Source organism: Steroidobacter gossypii, from assembly GCF_016801985.1.
Lineage (GTDB): Bacteria > Pseudomonadota > Gammaproteobacteria > Steroidobacterales > Steroidobacteraceae > Steroidobacter > Steroidobacter gossypii.
The window spans coordinates 219,675-235,548 of sequence record NZ_JAEVLS010000003.1 but is presented as its reverse complement, the minus strand read 5'-3'; the positions used below and the strand labels follow the sequence as shown (position 1 = coordinate 235,548).

At 63.0% G+C, this 15,874-nt stretch carries 16 protein-coding genes; 6 read left to right on the top strand and 10 right to left on the bottom strand.

Annotated features, from left to right (window positions below):
* The first annotated feature begins 190 nt into the window (after positions 1-190).
* The gene (locus JM946_RS14945; protein ID WP_203168096.1) at positions 191-787 is read left to right on the top strand and encodes a DUF3280 domain-containing protein; all 597 of its coding nucleotides are present in this window, start codon (positions 191-193) and stop codon (positions 785-787) included.
* Positions 788-793: 6 nt separating this feature from the next.
* On the opposite strand, the gene alr is transcribed toward JM946_RS14945, so the two are convergent.
* Positions 794-1,915, bottom strand: a complete 1,122-nt coding sequence (gene alr, locus JM946_RS14940) for an alanine racemase (protein WP_203168095.1) — start codon at positions 1,913-1,915, stop codon at positions 794-796.
* Positions 1,912-3,291 (bottom strand): D-amino acid dehydrogenase, encoded by a 1,380-nt coding sequence (locus JM946_RS14935; protein WP_203168094.1) that lies wholly within the window; start codon positions 3,289-3,291, stop codon positions 1,912-1,914. The genes alr and JM946_RS14935 overlap by 4 nt, the downstream gene beginning before the upstream one ends.
* A gap of 178 nt (positions 3,292-3,469) precedes the next feature.
* Between JM946_RS14935 and JM946_RS14930 the strand changes: the two genes are divergently transcribed.
* Positions 3,470-3,931, top strand: a complete 462-nt coding sequence (locus JM946_RS14930; RefSeq protein WP_203168093.1) for an AsnC family transcriptional regulator — start codon at positions 3,470-3,472, stop codon at positions 3,929-3,931.
* A 9-nt stretch (positions 3,932-3,940) separates the two neighbouring features.
* On the opposite strand, the gene JM946_RS14925 is transcribed toward JM946_RS14930, so the two are convergent.
* Both JM946_RS14925 and JM946_RS14920 read right to left on the bottom strand, forming a co-directional pair.
* Complete coding sequence (locus JM946_RS14925; RefSeq protein WP_203168092.1) at positions 3,941-4,759, bottom strand: pentapeptide repeat-containing protein; 819 nt, start codon at positions 4,757-4,759, stop codon at positions 3,941-3,943.
* 108 nt (positions 4,760-4,867) lie between these two features.
* Positions 4,868-5,560, bottom strand: coding sequence for an outer membrane beta-barrel protein (locus tag JM946_RS14920; RefSeq protein ID WP_218042878.1), 693 nt, complete (start codon positions 5,558-5,560; stop codon positions 4,868-4,870).
* Positions 5,561-5,828: 268 nt separating this feature from the next.
* Between JM946_RS14920 and JM946_RS14915 the strand changes: the two genes are divergently transcribed.
* Complete coding sequence (locus JM946_RS14915) at positions 5,829-6,365, top strand: TFIIB-type zinc ribbon-containing protein (RefSeq protein ID WP_203168090.1); 537 nt, start codon at positions 5,829-5,831, stop codon at positions 6,363-6,365.
* Here JM946_RS14915 and JM946_RS14910 read toward each other — a convergent pair.
* Complete coding sequence (locus JM946_RS14910; RefSeq protein WP_203168089.1) at positions 6,362-7,228, bottom strand: amidohydrolase family protein; 867 nt, start codon at positions 7,226-7,228, stop codon at positions 6,362-6,364. The two genes, JM946_RS14915 and JM946_RS14910, sit on opposite strands and share 4 nt — an antisense overlap.
* Before the next feature lie 177 nt (positions 7,229-7,405).
* Here JM946_RS14910 and JM946_RS14905 point away from each other — a divergent pair, with 177 nt between their 5' ends.
* Together JM946_RS14905 and JM946_RS14900 are read left to right on the top strand one after the other, a co-directional pair.
* Entirely contained in the window at positions 7,406-8,998 is a 1,593-nt protein-coding gene (locus JM946_RS14905; RefSeq protein ID WP_203168088.1) for a PAS domain S-box protein, read from the top strand.
* A 109-nt stretch (positions 8,999-9,107) separates the two neighbouring features.
* Positions 9,108-9,533: an Lrp/AsnC family transcriptional regulator gene (locus JM946_RS14900; protein WP_407700559.1), complete on the top strand. Its 426-nt coding sequence runs from the start codon at positions 9,108-9,110 to the stop codon at positions 9,531-9,533.
* Positions 9,534-9,535: 2 nt separating this feature from the next.
* On the opposite strand, the gene JM946_RS14895 is transcribed toward JM946_RS14900, so the two are convergent.
* Positions 9,536-10,600 carry an ornithine cyclodeaminase gene (locus tag JM946_RS14895; protein ID WP_218042877.1) on the bottom strand — a complete coding sequence of 355 codons (1,065 nt, stop codon included), beginning with the start codon at positions 10,598-10,600 and terminating at the stop codon, positions 9,536-9,538.
* Between the two features lie 134 nt (positions 10,601-10,734).
* Entirely contained in the window at positions 10,735-11,067 is a 333-nt protein-coding gene (locus JM946_RS14890; RefSeq protein ID WP_203168085.1) for a hypothetical protein, read from the bottom strand.
* 244 nt (positions 11,068-11,311) lie between these two features.
* On the opposite strand from JM946_RS14890, the gene JM946_RS14885 reads away from it, so the two are divergent.
* The gene (locus JM946_RS14885) at positions 11,312-11,917 is read left to right on the top strand and encodes a YfaZ family outer membrane protein (RefSeq protein ID WP_203168084.1); all 606 of its coding nucleotides are present in this window, start codon (positions 11,312-11,314) and stop codon (positions 11,915-11,917) included.
* Between the two features lie 11 nt (positions 11,918-11,928).
* On the opposite strand, the gene JM946_RS14880 is transcribed toward JM946_RS14885, so the two are convergent.
* From JM946_RS14880 to JM946_RS14870, 3 genes are read right to left on the bottom strand one after another with little or no spacing between them, the layout of a single operon-like run.
* Complete coding sequence (locus tag JM946_RS14880; protein ID WP_203168083.1) at positions 11,929-13,602, bottom strand: M28 family metallopeptidase; 1,674 nt, start codon at positions 13,600-13,602, stop codon at positions 11,929-11,931.
* A gap of 46 nt (positions 13,603-13,648) precedes the next feature.
* On the bottom strand, positions 13,649-14,779 hold the full coding sequence (locus tag JM946_RS14875) for a DUF1615 domain-containing protein (RefSeq protein ID WP_203168082.1): 1,131 nt from the start codon (positions 14,777-14,779) through the stop codon (positions 13,649-13,651).
* Positions 14,780-14,810: 31 nt separating this feature from the next.
* Positions 14,811-15,773 (bottom strand): OmpA family protein, encoded by a 963-nt coding sequence (locus JM946_RS14870; RefSeq protein ID WP_203168081.1) that lies wholly within the window; start codon positions 15,771-15,773, stop codon positions 14,811-14,813.
* Positions 15,774-15,874: the final 101 nt, after the last annotated feature.

Sequence of the window (15,874 nt, the reverse complement as noted above, 5' to 3'; positions counted from 1 at the left end):
TCACCCCTGATGATCGTTTGCCGTGGCTCGCGCCAATTCACCGGTGCAATGACCGGTCAACGGACTAGTTCCTCTCGACGTGAGCGAAATACGACTTACCGAACGACGATCGTTCGGAACGCCGGTAATCGTCGGCTGACTTCCGAGGTGGGGTGGGAATAGCCGGCGCTCGATGTACGCCGACACTCGCATGGCGCTGTGCACGGCGTATGATCGCCATATGAAGACACAAATGAGGAAAACGGGAAGTAACAACCGAGCCGCCTGGGTCCTGAGCCTTGGGTTGTCAGCCTGCGCGCCGGCCGCGATCGCTGCCGATCCCGGCACGCGCCCGGAGCTGCTCGTGCTGGACATCGAGCTGACGGGGGATCTTGGCGGCACGGAGCCGAGTGCAGAACAAACGGAACGGTTGCAGCTGACCAGCGCCCGGCTGCGCGAATACCTATCGCGGAGTGGTCTCTATGAAGTGGTCGATCCCGCGCCCGTGCAGGATCACATCGACCAGCTGCGCTCCCAACACCGCTATCTGCACGATTGCAACGGCTGCGACCTCGAGGTGGGACGTGAGCTCGGAGCCGATCAGGTGATGGTCGCGTGGGTCCATCGCATCAGCGCGCTGATCCTGGATCTTACGTACGAGATCCACGACGTGGCTTCCGGCCAGATCGCCGCCCGTAAATCTTTCAGCTTCCGCGGCGACAACGATGCGTCCTGGACCCGAGCGGTCGATTACATGGTGCGGGATCTTAAGGAATCTTCAGAGCGTCATGCCGGCGAGCCGCGCTGACGCTCTTCAGCCGGTCCTGACTCGCGGCCACGACAGGATCTCGCAATGATCCTCCGAGTTCTCTGTATTGAGATAAACGCGCGGCGCGCGTCGAACCGCGCACAGCAACTCATAAGGACTGCGAGCCGAGGCGCGTGCAACGGCGCCCACTGAAATGTTTCTTCCCCACAGCTCCACCGAGCTGCCGATGTCGGCATCGGGCAGATCGGTAAGATCCACCGTCAACATGTCCATGGACACGCGGCCGATCAGCGCCGTCGTCTGACCGTCCACCGCGACCGGCGTGCCGTTCGGAGCCGTTTGCGGATAACCGTCGGCGTAACCGGCACACACCAGTCCCACACGCGTTCGTCGTGAAGCGACGAACGTAGCGCCGTAGCCCAGCGACTCACCGGGTTCGAGCGTTCGAGTCGCGAACACACTGCTCTCGAAGCTCATCACTGGCTGCAACTCCGGCACTTCCGCGCCGTGAGTCGTCGCGCCGTACAACATCAATCCCGGGCGGCCCCAATCGCGACGCGCCGCCGGCGTCGTCAGCAAACCCGCCGAGTTGGACAAGCTGCGCTCTCCCGGAAGCGACGCGGTCGCCTTGTCGAACAGATCGATCTGCTGAACCGTCATCGGCACGCCGGGCTCGTCGGCCCGCGCGAAGTGCGTCATCAGCGTGATCGAGCCGACCTTGCCGCTGCTCAGCAGTCGCTCATGCGCACCAGTTGCATCCGAGCTCTTGAAACCAGCACGGCTCATGCCGGTATCGATCTTCAACCAGACATTGAAGCGCGCCTGCGCCGGGCTTTCCTGCAACAAACGAATCTGTTCGTCGTGATGCACGACCAGCCAGAGATCCAGCTGCTGGGCGAGCTTGATCTCGCTCGCATTGAATGCCCCTTCCAGCACCAGGATGGGATTGCGCACGCCCGCTTCACGCAAGGTGCGAGCTTCATCCAGAAACGCGACGGCAAAGCCATCGACCACCGCTGAGAGCGCTTGAGCACAAGCGACCGCGCCGTGACCATAGGCGTCCGCCTTGATCACTGCGAGCGCACGACCGCCATGCAAGCCGCGCGCGAACAGATAATTCGCGCGCAGGGCCGCTACATCGATTCGAATCTGAGTCGGACGCGTCACGCCGCGTCCTCGCCCGTCACCAGCGTCTGTCGCGAGGCGCGCGACTTCTGGTAACGCGAAACATCCAGACCGTCGGTGCGGATCTCCGGCCGATAGCCCGTGACCAGATCGGCGATGAGCTGGCCCGAGCCGCACGCCATGGTCCAGCCGAGCGTGCCGTGACCGGTGTTGATGAACAGATTGCGATATTCGCTGCCGCCCACAATCGGTGTGCTATCCGGCGTCATGGGCCGCAGGCCCGACCAGAACTGCGCCTGGTTGAGCGCGCCCGCGCCGGGGAACAGATCGTTCACCACCAGCTCGAGCGTCTTGCGCCGACGCGGCAGCAGCCGCTTGTCGAAGCCTGCCAGCTCCGCCATGCCGCCGACCCGAATCCGGTTGTCGAAACGCGTTACCGCCACTTTGTAAGTCTCATCCAGCACGGTCGATACCGGCGCGGCGGCATCGCTCACGACAGGCAACGTCAGTGAGTAGCCCTTCACCGGATACACGGGCAGATCGATGCCGAGCGGCAACGCGAGCTCGCGCGAGTAGCTGCCGCAAGCGAGCACGAAAGCGTCCGCTGTGATCTGCTCTTCGCCGACGCGCACGCCGACGATTCGACCGCCGCGCGCCTCGAAACCGGTAACCGAGCGATTCAGCTTGAAGGTCACGCCGGCCTGCCCCGCCGCGTGCGCCAACCGCTGCGTGAACAGATGACAGTCGCCGGTCTCGTCGTTGGGCAGCCGCAGACCGCCGGTCAACTTACCGTGCACGCGACCGAGCGCCGGCTCGGCTGATGCGAGCTGGCGTGCGTCGAGCAACTCGTAGGGAACATTGCATCGCTCGAGCACGGCGATGTCCTGACGGGCCGCTTCGAACTGCGCCCGGGTTCGGAACAACTGCAGCGTGCCGCCGGTCCGCTGCTCATATTGAATGCCGGTGTCGCCGCGCAGCGCTCGCAGACAGTCGCGGCTGTATTCGGCGAGACGGAGCATGCGCTCCTTGTTGACGGCGTACCGCTCGGGCGAGCAGTTCATCAACATCTCCGCCATCCACTTGAGCTGGTGCAGGCTGCCGTCCGGCCGGATCGACAGCGGGGCATGCTTCTGGAACATCCAGCGCAGTGCCTTCATGGGAATGCCCGGCGCGGCCCAGGGCGTCGAGTAGCCGGGCGAGACCTGGCCTGCGTTCGCGTAGCTGGTCTCGGAGGCGACCGCGCTTTGACGATCGATCAGCGTGACCTGCGCTCCCCTGCGGGCCAGATACCAGGCGCTGCACACGCCGATGACGCCACCACCCACCACGACCACATGCATGAACACTTCACTCCGGAACCGTTCGACGCGCTCCATTTTATGGAGAGCCCGGCAGTGACTTTCATCGAAGAGTGGCATTTGGCAGCGCTTTCCCCTGCCATGCCCTGGGCCCAAGCGGGTCGGCCAGTGAAAAACACTGGCTGTGACGGACGTCCCAGTCGATAACGCTGGCCAGGACGCAGGCTCAGGGCTTAGCCTATGGCGGGGCCCGGGCGGGCTCCTTCGACCCATCGCTCCTGATCGATCCCACTGGCGCATGCAACAGCTCGATCGCATCGATCGCAAGATCCTGGACATTCTGCAACGCGACGGCCGGATCTCCATCACCGACCTGGCTGAACAAGTGGGGCTGTCGGCCACGCCCTGCGCCGATCGCGTGCGCCGCCTGGAGCGCAGCGGCGCGATTCTGGGCTATCACGCGCGCGTGGCGCCGAAGGCGGTGGGCAGGAACCTGCTGGTGTTCCTGGAGATCAAGCTGGCCGCCAAATCGGACGAGGTGTTCGAGAAGATCAAGAGCGAGCTGCAGCGGATCCCGGACGTGATGGAGTGCCACCTGGTCTCGGGCGACTTCGACTATCTGATCAAGGCCCGCATCCCGGATATGCAGGACTACCGCACCCTGCTCGGCGACATCCTGCAACGGCTGCCCGCCTCCGCCCAATCGCGCAGCTATGTGGTGATGGAGGAGATCAAGGAGACGTTGTATCTGCCGACGTGAGGCGCGTCGTTACTGTGCTGCGTTCGTCGGCAGGCCGCGGGCGCCGCTAGTGGTGGCGGTGTCGAGTCCGCGAACCGAACGGAAAGTGGCGCCGGTGAAGTCGGCATTGCTCAGATTCGCGCCGCTCAAGTCCGTATCGATCAGGATCGCACTACGAAGATCGGCGCCGCTCAGGTCCGCGCCGCCCAGGTTCACCCCGCTGAAGTCGGCGCGATACAAGGTGGTCTTGACCAGCCTGGCGCGACTCAAGTCCGAGAAGCTGAAATCGGTGCGCGAAAAGTCTGAATTGGAGAAGTCGGCCTCGATGGCGGTGGTGTTCACCAGGTTGGCGCGCATCAGCCCCATCGATTGATTCTTCATGTCGGCCGCGGCATTCATCCGCACCAACTTCGCCTTGGAAAGATCGGCGCGTCGCATATCGCCGATCAACCGCGCGCCCGTGAGGTCGGCGCCGGACAGATTCGCCCCCGCCAACTGAGTGGAAAACAGCATTGCATCACGCAACGTGGCGCCCGACAGGTCCGCGCCTTCCATGAAGCTGACAGTGAGATTGCAACCATCGAGCCTGGCATCGATCAGCTTGGCGCCATTCAACACCGAGGCGGACAGATTCGCGCCGCGAAAATCCACTCGCGTGAGATCCAGATCGCTCAGATTCTTGCCATTGACCTGCGGCTGCTCACCTTGTGGCGCAGCTTCGATCAGCGCCACCAACTCCCCTCTGGTGAGTTGCGGATATCCCTCCCACTGCGCTCCCCACGCTGCGGTCGCGCCGATCACACATGCCAGGATGACGAAGGGGTTGCGGGCTCTCGTGGGAGTAGTCATGGAGGGGCGCCTCGCGACTGCCTTGTCGTGCATATACGCCCGAGGCTCGCGACATTCAATGGCGAGATCGACGACCAGCGGGCCGCCCCGCTGGTCGTCTTCATCGCGTTACAGGCGATAGATCACGCCGAGCGAAATGCGGTCGATATCCGTCTCACCCGTCTCGTCCTCGTCGCCCACATCCTTGAAGCGCTGCCAATCCAGATTCAACGACCATTGCGCGCCGATGCTCAGACCCGCCCCGAGGCCGAAGAAAAAGTCGCGCGAATCCGAAGAGAAGCTGTCGCTGAAGGATCCAGCTCCTGTCGCCGCAAGACGCTGGGAGAATTCCATATCGGCAAACAGCACGCCGACCTGCCCGTGCAGATCGAACATCTCACCCACCGGCACGGCGGCGACAGCCGCAGCGGTGAAGCCGCTCACTTCGAAGTCAGCGCCGTAGCTCGCGTTCACGGACGGGACCGGCCCCGGAGGATCCACCGTGCCCGTCGCCCGATATTCCGCCGTTCCCAGATCGATGTAGCTGGCCTCGACCGCAAGATACGGCGAGAAGCGGTAGCCACCGAACAGCGACCAGGAGACGTCTTTGTCATCCAGATCCGAGCTGCCGGAAAGGATCGGCGTGCCGGCGAAGAAAAATGCATCTTCAACGATGGCGTCGAACTCGCCTTTGTCCAGATCGGCCTGCGATTGTCCGCCGGTCGCCCCGAAGTACCAACCGGTCGATTGCTCGGCCGCGACGCTCGAACCGGCGCTCAACAGCAGCCCCATGCCCGCTGCAATCATTCCACGCTTGATCATCATGCACTCCCATCTCTTGTTGGTAACGCTCCACGTGACAGCGCGGAGCGGGCGCGACTGTACGGAAGCGCGTCGATCGATTTTTGGAGCGATTTCACATTCAGAAGATGCTGCAAATGCGCTTTGCGTATAACCACTTAGCCAGTCGAACTCGAAACAGCGCGACCCCGCCGCGATTGCGGGACAAAACCTCGAACGGCTCACTTAACAGTGGAGCCCTGCTTGGTTATTGTGCGCGACCGATGGTTCGACTCGCGGAGAAAGCTGAATGAAGTGTCCGGCATGCAAGCGCGCCGATCTGCGACCCACCATGATCGAAGAGCTGCTGCCCGCGATGGGCTGCGAGCTGTGCAAAGGCTCGCTGGTCGGTCTGCTCTACTATCGGCACTGGGCGGAGAAACATCGGCCGCAGCAGCAAACCACCGCGCCCGGCACCATCGCTGAAGCCCCGGCGGACACCGCCAGCGCCCTGCACTGCCCGAAGTGTGCGCGCATCATGACCAAGTATCGGCTCAGCGGCACGGTGGGCAACCGGCTCGACGTATGCAACATCTGCGATGAAGCCTGGCTCGACGGCGGTGAATGGGAGCTGCTCGAACAGCTGCAGCTCAGCGACAAACTCCCGGCCGTGTTCACGGACGCCTGGCAACGCAAACTGCGCACGGAAGCGAGCGAGCGTACGCGTCAGGAGATTCTGCGACGTACGCTCGGCGCCGAGGAGGCGGATAAAGTCGAAGCGCTGCGCGCCTGGCTGAAAGCTCATCCCGCCAAGAGCACCATCTTGACTTATCTCTACCGGGATTAGCGCGCGGTCGCCTTGGAGGAGCCGGCAGCGTCCTCCAGCGAGAAGATGCGACTGGCGTTCTGCCAGCGGATCTTGCGCCTTTCCTCTTCGGTGAGCGGCAGACGCTCCAGCGCATCCACCGCCTGTTCGAGCGACAGCTGCGGGAAGTCGGAGCCGAGCACCAGATTGTCGATGCCGACGTTGCGCATGGTCCAGACGAATTCCTCTTCCAGCGGCGAATCGGCGGCCAGCACCGAGGTGGCCGAAATGTCGAAATGGATGTTGTTTTCCAGCAGGCCCTTGGCGGTGCGCGCCAGCGGCAGAATGTTCCAGAAACGAAACTCCAGCGCGCCCATGTGCGTGAACACGAAATGCGTCTTCGGCGCCGCCAGCGCGAGATTGAACAGCTTCTGATTGTCGCCGGGCAGAACGTTTGCATTGTCCATCAGCACAACCAAGCCCAGCTCGCCGGCGCGCCTGCAGATGGCGAGCACGCGCTCATCGGCGGCATCGAACTTCTGCGTGTGAGGATGCAGCTTGATGGCCTTCACGCCCAGCCCGTCGAGGCGCGCGAGCTCCGCAAAAGCCGCTTCCCCGTCGTACGGATGCACCGAAGCGATGGGCATCAACTGGGGATAGCGCCTGGCGAGCGCGATCAGATCGTCGTTCTTGGCGCGGGTGTGTTCCAGCTTGCCGAGCACGGCCATATGGATGCCGCCAAAACCCGTCACTTGCCGACCGGCCGAGGCCACCTGACCTAAATATTCTTTCACCGACCGGTCGCCCTCCCAGATATGGACGTGCACGTCGAAAACCCGGTCCTCGGCCAGGGCCACCGCGGACAGCGAGAGAAACAGCAATCCGTGCAGGATTCGCAGGATCATCAGCGAGACTCCTTTTTGCTTTAGCAATGCGAACGGGGTGGGTATTGTAGGGATCTCGGCCGGACGCCGGGTTTGAAAAAAATACTGGCATGCCGGAACTTCGTAGCGGCCAGGCGAATTATCTGTTCTTGGCCCCACTGGCTGGTTCAGTGGCATCACAACTCACAGTACGACGCTATGGGACCGAAACAAGGGGACACAGCCAGCGCCGGAGCCGCCAACGACAAGGGAAGTGTCACCCATAGCCTGCAGAACAGCGGCACTCACCTGGCGCGACTCATCGACGGCATTCGCGATTGCGCCATCTACATGATCGATCCTCGCGGCAATGTCGTCTCGTGGAATCCCGGTGCGGAACGCATCAAAGGCTATTCCGCCGAAGAAATCGTCGGCCGGCACTTCAGCGAATTCTATACGCCCGAAGATCGCGCCAGCGGCCTGCCGGCTCGGGCGCTGGCCGCTGCTGAAAAAGCCGGTAAGTTCGAGGGCGAGGGCTGGCGTCTGCGCAAGGACGGCACCAAGTTCTGGGCCAGCGTGCTGATCGACGCCCTGCGCTCGCCCGAGGGCGAGCTGGTCGGCTTCGCCAAGATCACGCGCGATATGACCGAGCGTCGACTGATGCAGGAACAGCTGCATCAGTCGCAAAAAATGGAAGCGATCGGTCAGCTCACCGGTGGCGTGGCGCACGACTTTAACAACCTGCTCACGGTGATCCTCGGCAATCTGGATACCCTGGCGCAGCAGTTGCCGGCCGAACAACTCCGTTGGCGTCGCTCGGTCGAGCAGGCGTTGCGCGCCGCTGAACGAGCCGCCGGCCTGACTCAGCAGCTGCTGGCGTTCGCGCGCCGCCAGCCGCTCAAGCCCAAGCCGGTCGAGCTCAATCGGCTGCTGGCCAGCTGGACCGACATGATCCGTCGCACGCTGCCGGAGAGCATCAGTATCCGGCGCGTCGAGGATGAGGGCGCCGGGATCGTCGAGGTCGACGCCAATCAGCTCGAAAGCGCTCTGCTCAATCTGGTGGTGAACGCGCGGGACGCGATGCCTAACGGCGGCACGCTGACGATCGAGACCGCGACCGCGCTCTTGGGCGCCGAGGATGTGAAACTGCAGCCCGACCTGAGGCCCGGCAGCTACGCTGTGATTTGTGTGACGGACACCGGCATGGGCATGACACCGGAGGTGCTCGAGCGAGCCTTCGATCCGTTCTTCACCACCAAGCCGATCGGCCAGGGCACGGGCCTGGGCTTGAGCCAGGTGTTCGGCTTCGTCAAGCAATCCGGTGGCAACCTCAAGTTGTACAGTCGTCCGGGCCACGGCACGACCATCAAGATGTATCTGCCGCAGGTCGACGACGGTCAGGAGCGAAGCGCTCAGCAAGGCGCGGTGGCCACGATGAATCGGGCCCGCAAGGAAACCATCCTGGTGGTCGAGGACAACGATGCGGTCCGCAGCTTCACTTGCGATACCCTGCGCGACTTCGGCTTCAATGTGATCGAATCGGTCGACGCTTCCGAAGCGCTGAGGATTCTGGACCACAATCGCAACGTCGATCTGCTGTTCACCGATATCGGACTGCCGGGGTTGAATGGCCGGGAGCTGGCGGCCACCGTGCAACGTCGCTACCCGCAGCTGCGTGTGCTGTTCACGAGCGGCTACGCGCAGATGCCCTCGCCCACCACGTCCCGCTCCGTCATGGACATTCCACTGCTTTCCAAGCCCTTTACCCGGGCGCAGCTCTACGAGCGAATCTCGCAATCGCTCGAAACGTAACGCTCCCCTCAGCGCTCGTCGAAGCTTTGCTACCATTGCGCCCTCACGCGCTGGCAGCCGCCTTTCCATGCAGAGCGAATCGAAGCCGATCACAGACAAACGCGTTGCGCTGGACGATCTCGATCACCAGCTGCTCGCCCTGCTACGCGCCAACGCCAGGACGGCGACCGCGACGCTGGCGAAGAAGCTGGGCGTCTCCCGGGGCACTATCGCAAATCGCATCGCGCGTCTGGAAGCGAGCGGCGTGATCCTCGGCTATACCGCGCAGGTCGGCGCCGACGCCGAACCGAGCGGAATCCGGGCGTGGATGAGTATCGCCGTGGAAGGCGACAAGACCCGGGAAGTGGTCAAACGCCTGCTTGGAGAGCCCTCGGTGCGCTCACTTCACGACACCAATGGTCGCTGGGATCTGCTGGCCGAAGTGCATGCCGCTTCGATCGGCGAGCTCTCCGTGGTGCTCGAGCGCATCCGCAAGATCAAAGGCATCGGCAATACCGAGACCAGCATCCATCTGCAAACGTTCCGCTTGAGCTAGCCTCAGGCCGCGCGGCGCATGCGCGCACGTCGCTTGCCGAGCGTGCCGCCGAACAGATCCTTGGGATCGTCGAGCTCCGGCACCAGATCGATCTGGCGACACAACTCCGGACGCTCGCCGATCAGCTCGTGCAGGAAGCGCAACGCCGAGTAGTCTTCCAGCGCGAAGCCCACCGAGTCGAACAACGTGATCTCCTCGGTCGAGCGGCGTGCCGATTGCACGCCATTCACCACGTCGGCGAACTCGATCACCGGCGAGTCGCTCGCGAGTTGCTGAATCTCGCCTTCGATACGCGACTGGGGCTCGTACTCGACCACGATGCGAACATCCTGACGTTTCAGGATATCGACGTGCAGCTCGGTCTTGCCCGGGCAATCGCCGCCGACTGCGTTCAAGTGCATGCCCGGCTCGATCATCTCGGGCGTGACAATGACGGCATTGCGCTTGTCGGCCGTCACCGTGGTGATGATATCGGCGCCGCGCGCAGCCTCCGCAGCGGAATTTGCACGCACCAACGAGATGTCGCGCAACTCGGGCATGGCGCGCAGATTCTGCGTCAGCTTGGCGGTGGCCTGAGGATCTACGTCGTACAGACGCAGCTCACGAATGCCCAACATGCGATGGAACGCGATCGCCTGGAACTCGCTCTGCGCGCCATTGCCGATCAGCGCCATCGAGCGACTGTCCGGACGCGCCATCCACTTCGCCGCGAGCGCCGACATCGCCGCGGTCCGCAGCGCCGTAGTGACGGTCAATTCGGAAAGCAGCAGCGGATATCCCGTCGAGACATCCGCCAGCACGCCGAACGCGGTAACGGTCAACAGGCCCTGACTCGTGTTCTTCGGATGACCGTTGACGTATTTGAACGAATACAGCCCGCCATCGCTGATGGGCATCAGCTCGATCACACCCACCGAGGAGTGGCTGGCCAGCCGCGCCGATTTTTCGAACGCGCTCCAGCGCCGGTAATCCGCTTCGAGATGCGCAGCGAGCCGCTCCATGAATTCGCCCGCACCGACTTCTTCGATCAGATGCTGGATATCCGCAATGCCGACGTAATCGACCATCGTTGCCACCCTCGATTTCGTATTGCAATCATCGTAGGGGCGGGCAATGTCATGTTGAAGGCGGCACTTTGCGCCGCGCCGCCAGGATTATTGGCGAAATGACAGGCGCGGCTGGCGTTATGGCAATGGCAGCTTCAACGGCCGCGCTCCGGCGCCATGACTCCGCCGATGGCCGCGCCGATCAGCAGACTGACGCTGGAAATCACGGCCCAAAGCCCGACGGCCAATCCACCGAAGAACCCCAGGATGGGGTGATCGAAAGCGGCCAGAACGCCCCACAGCGCCGCGCCGACGATCAGTGACGGCAAGATCGCCGCGCTCACGCCGCGACCGGCGGATCCGGCCTTATAGCCGCCGACCGCGCCGCCGATCAGACCGTTGATGGCCGGCAGGAAGAACAACAGCAGACTGATCACGATCATCCAAAGGGCGCTCACTACGATGGAGCTGTCCTGCGATTGCGCCATGGTTTCGACTCCCTGATGGAACACATGCTTCTAACACCCGAGTCTGTAGTCAGTTCCCTGGGCCGGCCGGTCGCATTCACATCGGCCGCTTCACTACAGCACACCTTGAATTGATAACACATTGCGACCCGCGTGCAGCGTCGCGGTCGCACGCAGGTCGTTGCAAGACCAGGAAACGGAACATTTCCTATCCGCGCCGATTGCCCTAGTGCGTGCGCTTGCACGTCTTTTCAGGGAGCCGCCAATGATTAAATCGCTCACCGCGCTCGTGCTCACGAGCTGCGCTCTCGTTTCACTCCCAAACATTTCGCAAGCGCAGAACAACCAGGAATACGACGCCATTGGCGAGCTGGCCCTGAGCAATGACACACTGCAATTGCGATACGAAGGCCCGGCGGGCAACTTCGGCGGCGAGGAAACCCTGCTCACCGGCGCATTCTTCCTGAGTGAAGAGCGCGATATCGTGCTCAGCGCCGGATTGGGATTCCCAGCCAACATCGATGTCGGCCCGTTCCCATTGTCTCTACACGTAGGACCGCAGGTGTATGCCGCATTACTGGATGAAGAAAACAACGATGTGCTCGCGGCCAGCGTCGGAGCGCAGGCGCGCGTGCTGCTCAACCGCAGTCTGGGCCTGGCGGTCGCCGGCCACGCCTACTACTCGCCGGACATCCTCACCTTCGGCACGGCCGACAATCTCACCGACCTGATGGCTCGCGTCGAGCTCGGCTTCGGTGCGCAGGTGCTGGTGTTCGGCGGCATGCGCTGGTTCGAATTCGATCTCACCGAGGGCATGGGCGAGCAAACATTGCAGGAAGAAGTGTTCGTCGGCTTCGGCTATCGCTTCTGAAGGCAGGCCGCTCAACGGGCCGTTGAGCGCTGCGCTTTGGACTGTTCGCGAATCGCGTGAAACTCCGAATCGGCTCGCCACTGCGGCCAACGGCGTGAGTTGGCGAGATCGCGCGCGATGGTGTGAAACAATTCCACATCCTGAGCTGCGCCCCGCAGATCCCAGTTGGGGTCCCAGGTATCGCAGGTCTGGTGATAACACCGCATGTAGTCCGTCAGCCATTTGTCGCCGGCGGCCCGCCCGCCTTCGCGCATGTCGGGCGCGCCACTCAACGCCATGAGCAACAGCACGGGCACGCCCTGCCTCGCCAATGGGAAATGATCGGCGCGATAAAACAAACCTCGCTCCGGCAGAGTTTCCGGCGTGATGGTTCGATCCTGAGTGGCGGCCGCGCGCGCCAGATCCTCTTCCAGATCGCTCTGCCCTGCCCCCACCAGCAGGACGTCGCGCGCCAGACCCGCGGTCTGCAGAATGTCCAGCGTCAGATTGGCCACTGTCTTGGGCAGTGGATAGATCGGTCGCGCCGCATAGGCTTGCGAGCCGATGAGGCCGCGCTCTTCCGCCGTCCACGCGGCGAACACCAATGTACGCTTCGGGCGAGGCTCACTCTTGAACACGCGCGCGAGCTCGATGACTCCTGCCACGCCCAGCGCATCGTCGTTCGCGCCGGGCCGAACTTTCCGGCCCTGCGCATCCGGCGGGCCCATGCCATACGCGTCCCAATGCGCGGCCATCATGATCGTCTCGTCCGGATGTTCGCTACCCGTGATCTTCGCCAGCACGTTGCGACTCACCGCCTTTTCGGTGGTGACCGGCACATCCGCGCTCAACGTGACGCCTTTCAGCTCTACTGGCTTGAAATCGGCGCGGCGCGCTTGCGCCCGAAGCGCGGCGAGATCCAGGCCGGCGCTGCGAAACAGTTCGGCGGCGGCATTGCCTTCCAACCAACCCTGCAGGCGCAGAGTGGACGGCGCCGCGGCTGTTTCTACCAATGCAAAATTACCACCGCCGGGCGCCACCACCGTCGACCAGCCGTAACCTGCGCCTTCAGTGTCGTGCACGATCAGCGACGCGATCGCGCCGCGCCTGGTCGCTTCCTCGAACTTGTACGACCAGCGGCCGTAGTAGGTCATGCGGCGGGCGCCGAACTTCCCAGCCACGGCTTCGCCTTCGGCAGCGGAGAAATCCGGATCGTTGACCAGCGACACCGCGATCTTGCCCTTCAGATCGACGCCCTTGTAATCGTCCCACTGACGTTCCGGCGCCGTCACGCCGTAGCCGACGAACACCAATGCAGCGTTGTCGATCTTCGCTACCGTCGAATCGCGAATGGTGCTGACGTAAATGTCTTTTGCCTGAGTGAGCGGCCGCACCTTGCCATCGATGCTCACTTGCAGCGTGCGCGGCTTCTCGATCTGCGTTCGCAGCAAGGGCACTTGCTGCGTCCAGCCACCTCCTGCACCGCCCGGCTCGAGCCCCAGGCGCTTGAACGTATCCACCAGATATTCGATGGTCTTCGTTTCCCCCGGCGTCCCAGGACTGCGCCCCTCGAACTCATCCGAAGCCAGAATGCGAACGATCTCCGAAAGACGCTTCGGCTCCACGTTCTCCGCCGAAGCTACGCCGCACAGGGTGGCGCCAGAAGTGCCCAACAGGGCCGCGCAAATCGCAGTGGTCGTCTTCATGGCGGCATAGCGTAGCACTTCAGTGCTGTGGGGCTCACAGCTGCGCTCACTTCTTAGGCCGAGTCAGGCATCGCTCGTAGCGCTGATCGACGCGTGTGGCGAACCACGCCGTGGTGAGTTTGCGGGTGATCTTCGGGCTTTCCAGACGGATGGTGGGCACCACGGCGCGCGGCGTTGTAGATTTGAGCCGCTTATCGGCCAGCGCAAACACTCGCTCGAACAATTTGCTCTCGCCGAACGACTCCTCCCGGCCCAGCGATAAATCGCGGCGGATCTCCCGATCGTTCAAACCGAGCTCGGCGCTCAGACTGCGCACCGCCAGCTCGGTCTTGCTCGGCTGATCCGAGCCGTGAATCAACAGATCGCCGTCCAGCGCCAGCTTGGTTTTGCTCAGCTTGGCGACGGCGCTCTGAAAGGCAGCATTGCGGCTGGCATAGTGACCCGCGTTGAAATCGGCGAAGCGGAACAACATGTCGGAATAGTCCGCGGGATAGTCCAGCAGATGCGCGATGCCGAAGTACATGCCGCCGCGGCGGGTGAACACCTCTTCGCGCACGCTGCCGGGCATCGGATACGGATAGCGCTTGTTTCGAACGTGCTCTTCCGCATACGCGATGCTCACCTGCATCGGCCCGCCGGTACGCACCGGATTGAAGCTGCCGAACAATCGCTCGCCCAACGGCACCATGCCGATGAAATCGGCGAACAGATCGTTCAGCTCTTGCTCCGTCTTGACCTGCTCCAACCGCTCCCGATACGTCTTGCCATTGGGCGATTGCACGCCCAACGCCGCATTCACCATGAGCTGGGGAATCTTGTAGCGCTTCGCTCTCGCATCGATCTCGCGACGAGCGATGGTCGAAAGTCCCGCGACCGGCGGATTGACTTGATATGTCGACTCCTGCTCGGTCACAGCCAGCACCGCGCAGATATTCTCAGGCGTGGGACGAATCGACAGCGCCTCGAAGGCGGCGAAGATATCGATCGCCCAACCTTCGCGATTCCTGGTCGCCGCTGGAATGCGCTTGACGATCTCGGCGCGTGCCACATCCGGATCGATCCTCGGCTCGCGCACTCGCGGAGCCGAGCAGGCAGCCGACAGAGCGACGGCGAGAACCGCCGCCGCTCTGCTCAACCGATGCAAATTTACAGAGATCCGCCGCTGACGATCTGACATCGCGCTACGTTAGCACGTAGCGCGGCCAGAGCTACCAGGCGACGAGTTCGACGCGTCGGTTCCTGGCGCGCCCGTCTTCGGCGCTGTTCGAAGCGACCGGCGAGGCATAACCCACGCCCCATGGCTTGAGACGATCGGGGTGAATGCCATGGCTCGACACCAGCGCCTGCACCACCGATTGAGCGCGTCGACGCGACAGGTCGATATTGTGCTCGAACGTGCCCGTGCTGTCGGTGTGACCGACCACCAGCAGATGCAGGTCGGGATCCTGCTTGATCAGCTTCGCGATCTCGAGCAATGCGTCCCGGGATTCGGGCTTCACCTCGGCCTTGCCCGAGTCGAAGTAAATGCCGTACAGCGCGACGCGCCCGGTGGCAGCGATTTCGCGAGCCATCGCGCCCGCATCCACCACGACCTGTCCGGTCTGCATCGGTTTGACTTCGACGACATCGAGCAGCGTGAATACCCGATCCTTGTTGGCGCCGCCGACGCCATAGGCCGCCGTCGTGTACACGGACACATACACATCGCCGGTCGGTCGCGACAGGCGAGCGCCGAGATATTTCTGATCCTTGCTGCTGAAGTGCATGATGCTCGGCGGATCGAGCGCGTAGCTGAAATCGTTGCCGCATGCCTGGTTCTGACACTCATACACCGAGGTGAAGCCGCCGCTCTTGAGCGACTCCTCGTAGTTTCGGAACACTTCCAGCGCGCTGCGCCCTTCCGGCGCACGATAATGGATGCGCGTGATGCGGCCCTCGAGCGCCTGCGACTTGGAGGCGCCGCTGCGGCGATCGCGCACCGGCCCGGTCGGCAAGGTGAAACTGTCGAAGTCCTTGGTCTCGTACTTGAGGATCTCCGATCCGCTATAGCGCGACACGATCGGATGGTCCTTCGAGCCCGCCACGTCCGCGGCGTATGCACTGGAAGCAAGCAAGAGGCCGACCAGTAAACTGCCACGTAACAGCGTGCGGAAACGCATCGGCCACAGCATGCGAACACTCCCTTCCCCGGCTCGGGCAATGGGCGCGAAGACTAAGAGCGCGGCGCTTACCGATGACTTACAGATCGGTTTCGAAGGTGGGCGACGGCCAG

Coding starts and splice junctions, on each gene's coding strand:
- JM946_RS14895 (WP_218042877.1), bottom strand. CDS start 10,600: ATGGTCGATTACGTCGGCATTGCGGATATCCAGCATCTGATCGAAGAA.
- JM946_RS14910 (WP_203168089.1), bottom strand. CDS start 7,228: ATGATCCTGCGAATCCTGCACGGATTGCTGTTTCTCTCGCTGTCCGCG.
- JM946_RS14875 (WP_203168082.1), bottom strand. CDS start 14,779: ATGTCAGATCGTCAGCGGCGGATCTCTGTAAATTTGCATCGGTTGAGC.
- JM946_RS14935 (WP_203168094.1), bottom strand. CDS start 3,291: ATGCCACTCTTCGATGAAAGTCACTGCCGGGCTCTCCATAAAATGGAG.
- JM946_RS14920 (WP_218042878.1), bottom strand. CDS start 5,560: ATGATCAAGCGTGGAATGATTGCAGCGGGCATGGGGCTGCTGTTGAGC.
- JM946_RS14925 (WP_203168092.1), bottom strand. CDS start 4,759: ATGACTACTCCCACGAGAGCCCGCAACCCCTTCGTCATCCTGGCATGT.
- JM946_RS14945 (WP_203168096.1), top strand. CDS start 191: ATGGCGCTGTGCACGGCGTATGATCGCCATATGAAGACACAAATGAGG.
- JM946_RS14880 (WP_203168083.1), bottom strand. CDS start 13,602: ATGAAGACGACCACTGCGATTTGCGCGGCCCTGTTGGGCACTTCTGGC.
- JM946_RS14905 (WP_203168088.1), top strand. CDS start 7,406: ATGGGACCGAAACAAGGGGACACAGCCAGCGCCGGAGCCGCCAACGAC.
- JM946_RS14890 (WP_203168085.1), bottom strand. CDS start 11,067: ATGGCGCAATCGCAGGACAGCTCCATCGTAGTGAGCGCCCTTTGGATG.
- JM946_RS14870 (WP_203168081.1), bottom strand. CDS start 15,773: ATGCTGTGGCCGATGCGTTTCCGCACGCTGTTACGTGGCAGTTTACTG.
- JM946_RS14885 (WP_203168084.1), top strand. CDS start 11,312: ATGATTAAATCGCTCACCGCGCTCGTGCTCACGAGCTGCGCTCTCGTT.
- JM946_RS14915 (WP_203168090.1), top strand. CDS start 5,829: ATGAAGTGTCCGGCATGCAAGCGCGCCGATCTGCGACCCACCATGATC.
- JM946_RS14930 (WP_203168093.1), top strand. CDS start 3,470: ATGCAACAGCTCGATCGCATCGATCGCAAGATCCTGGACATTCTGCAA.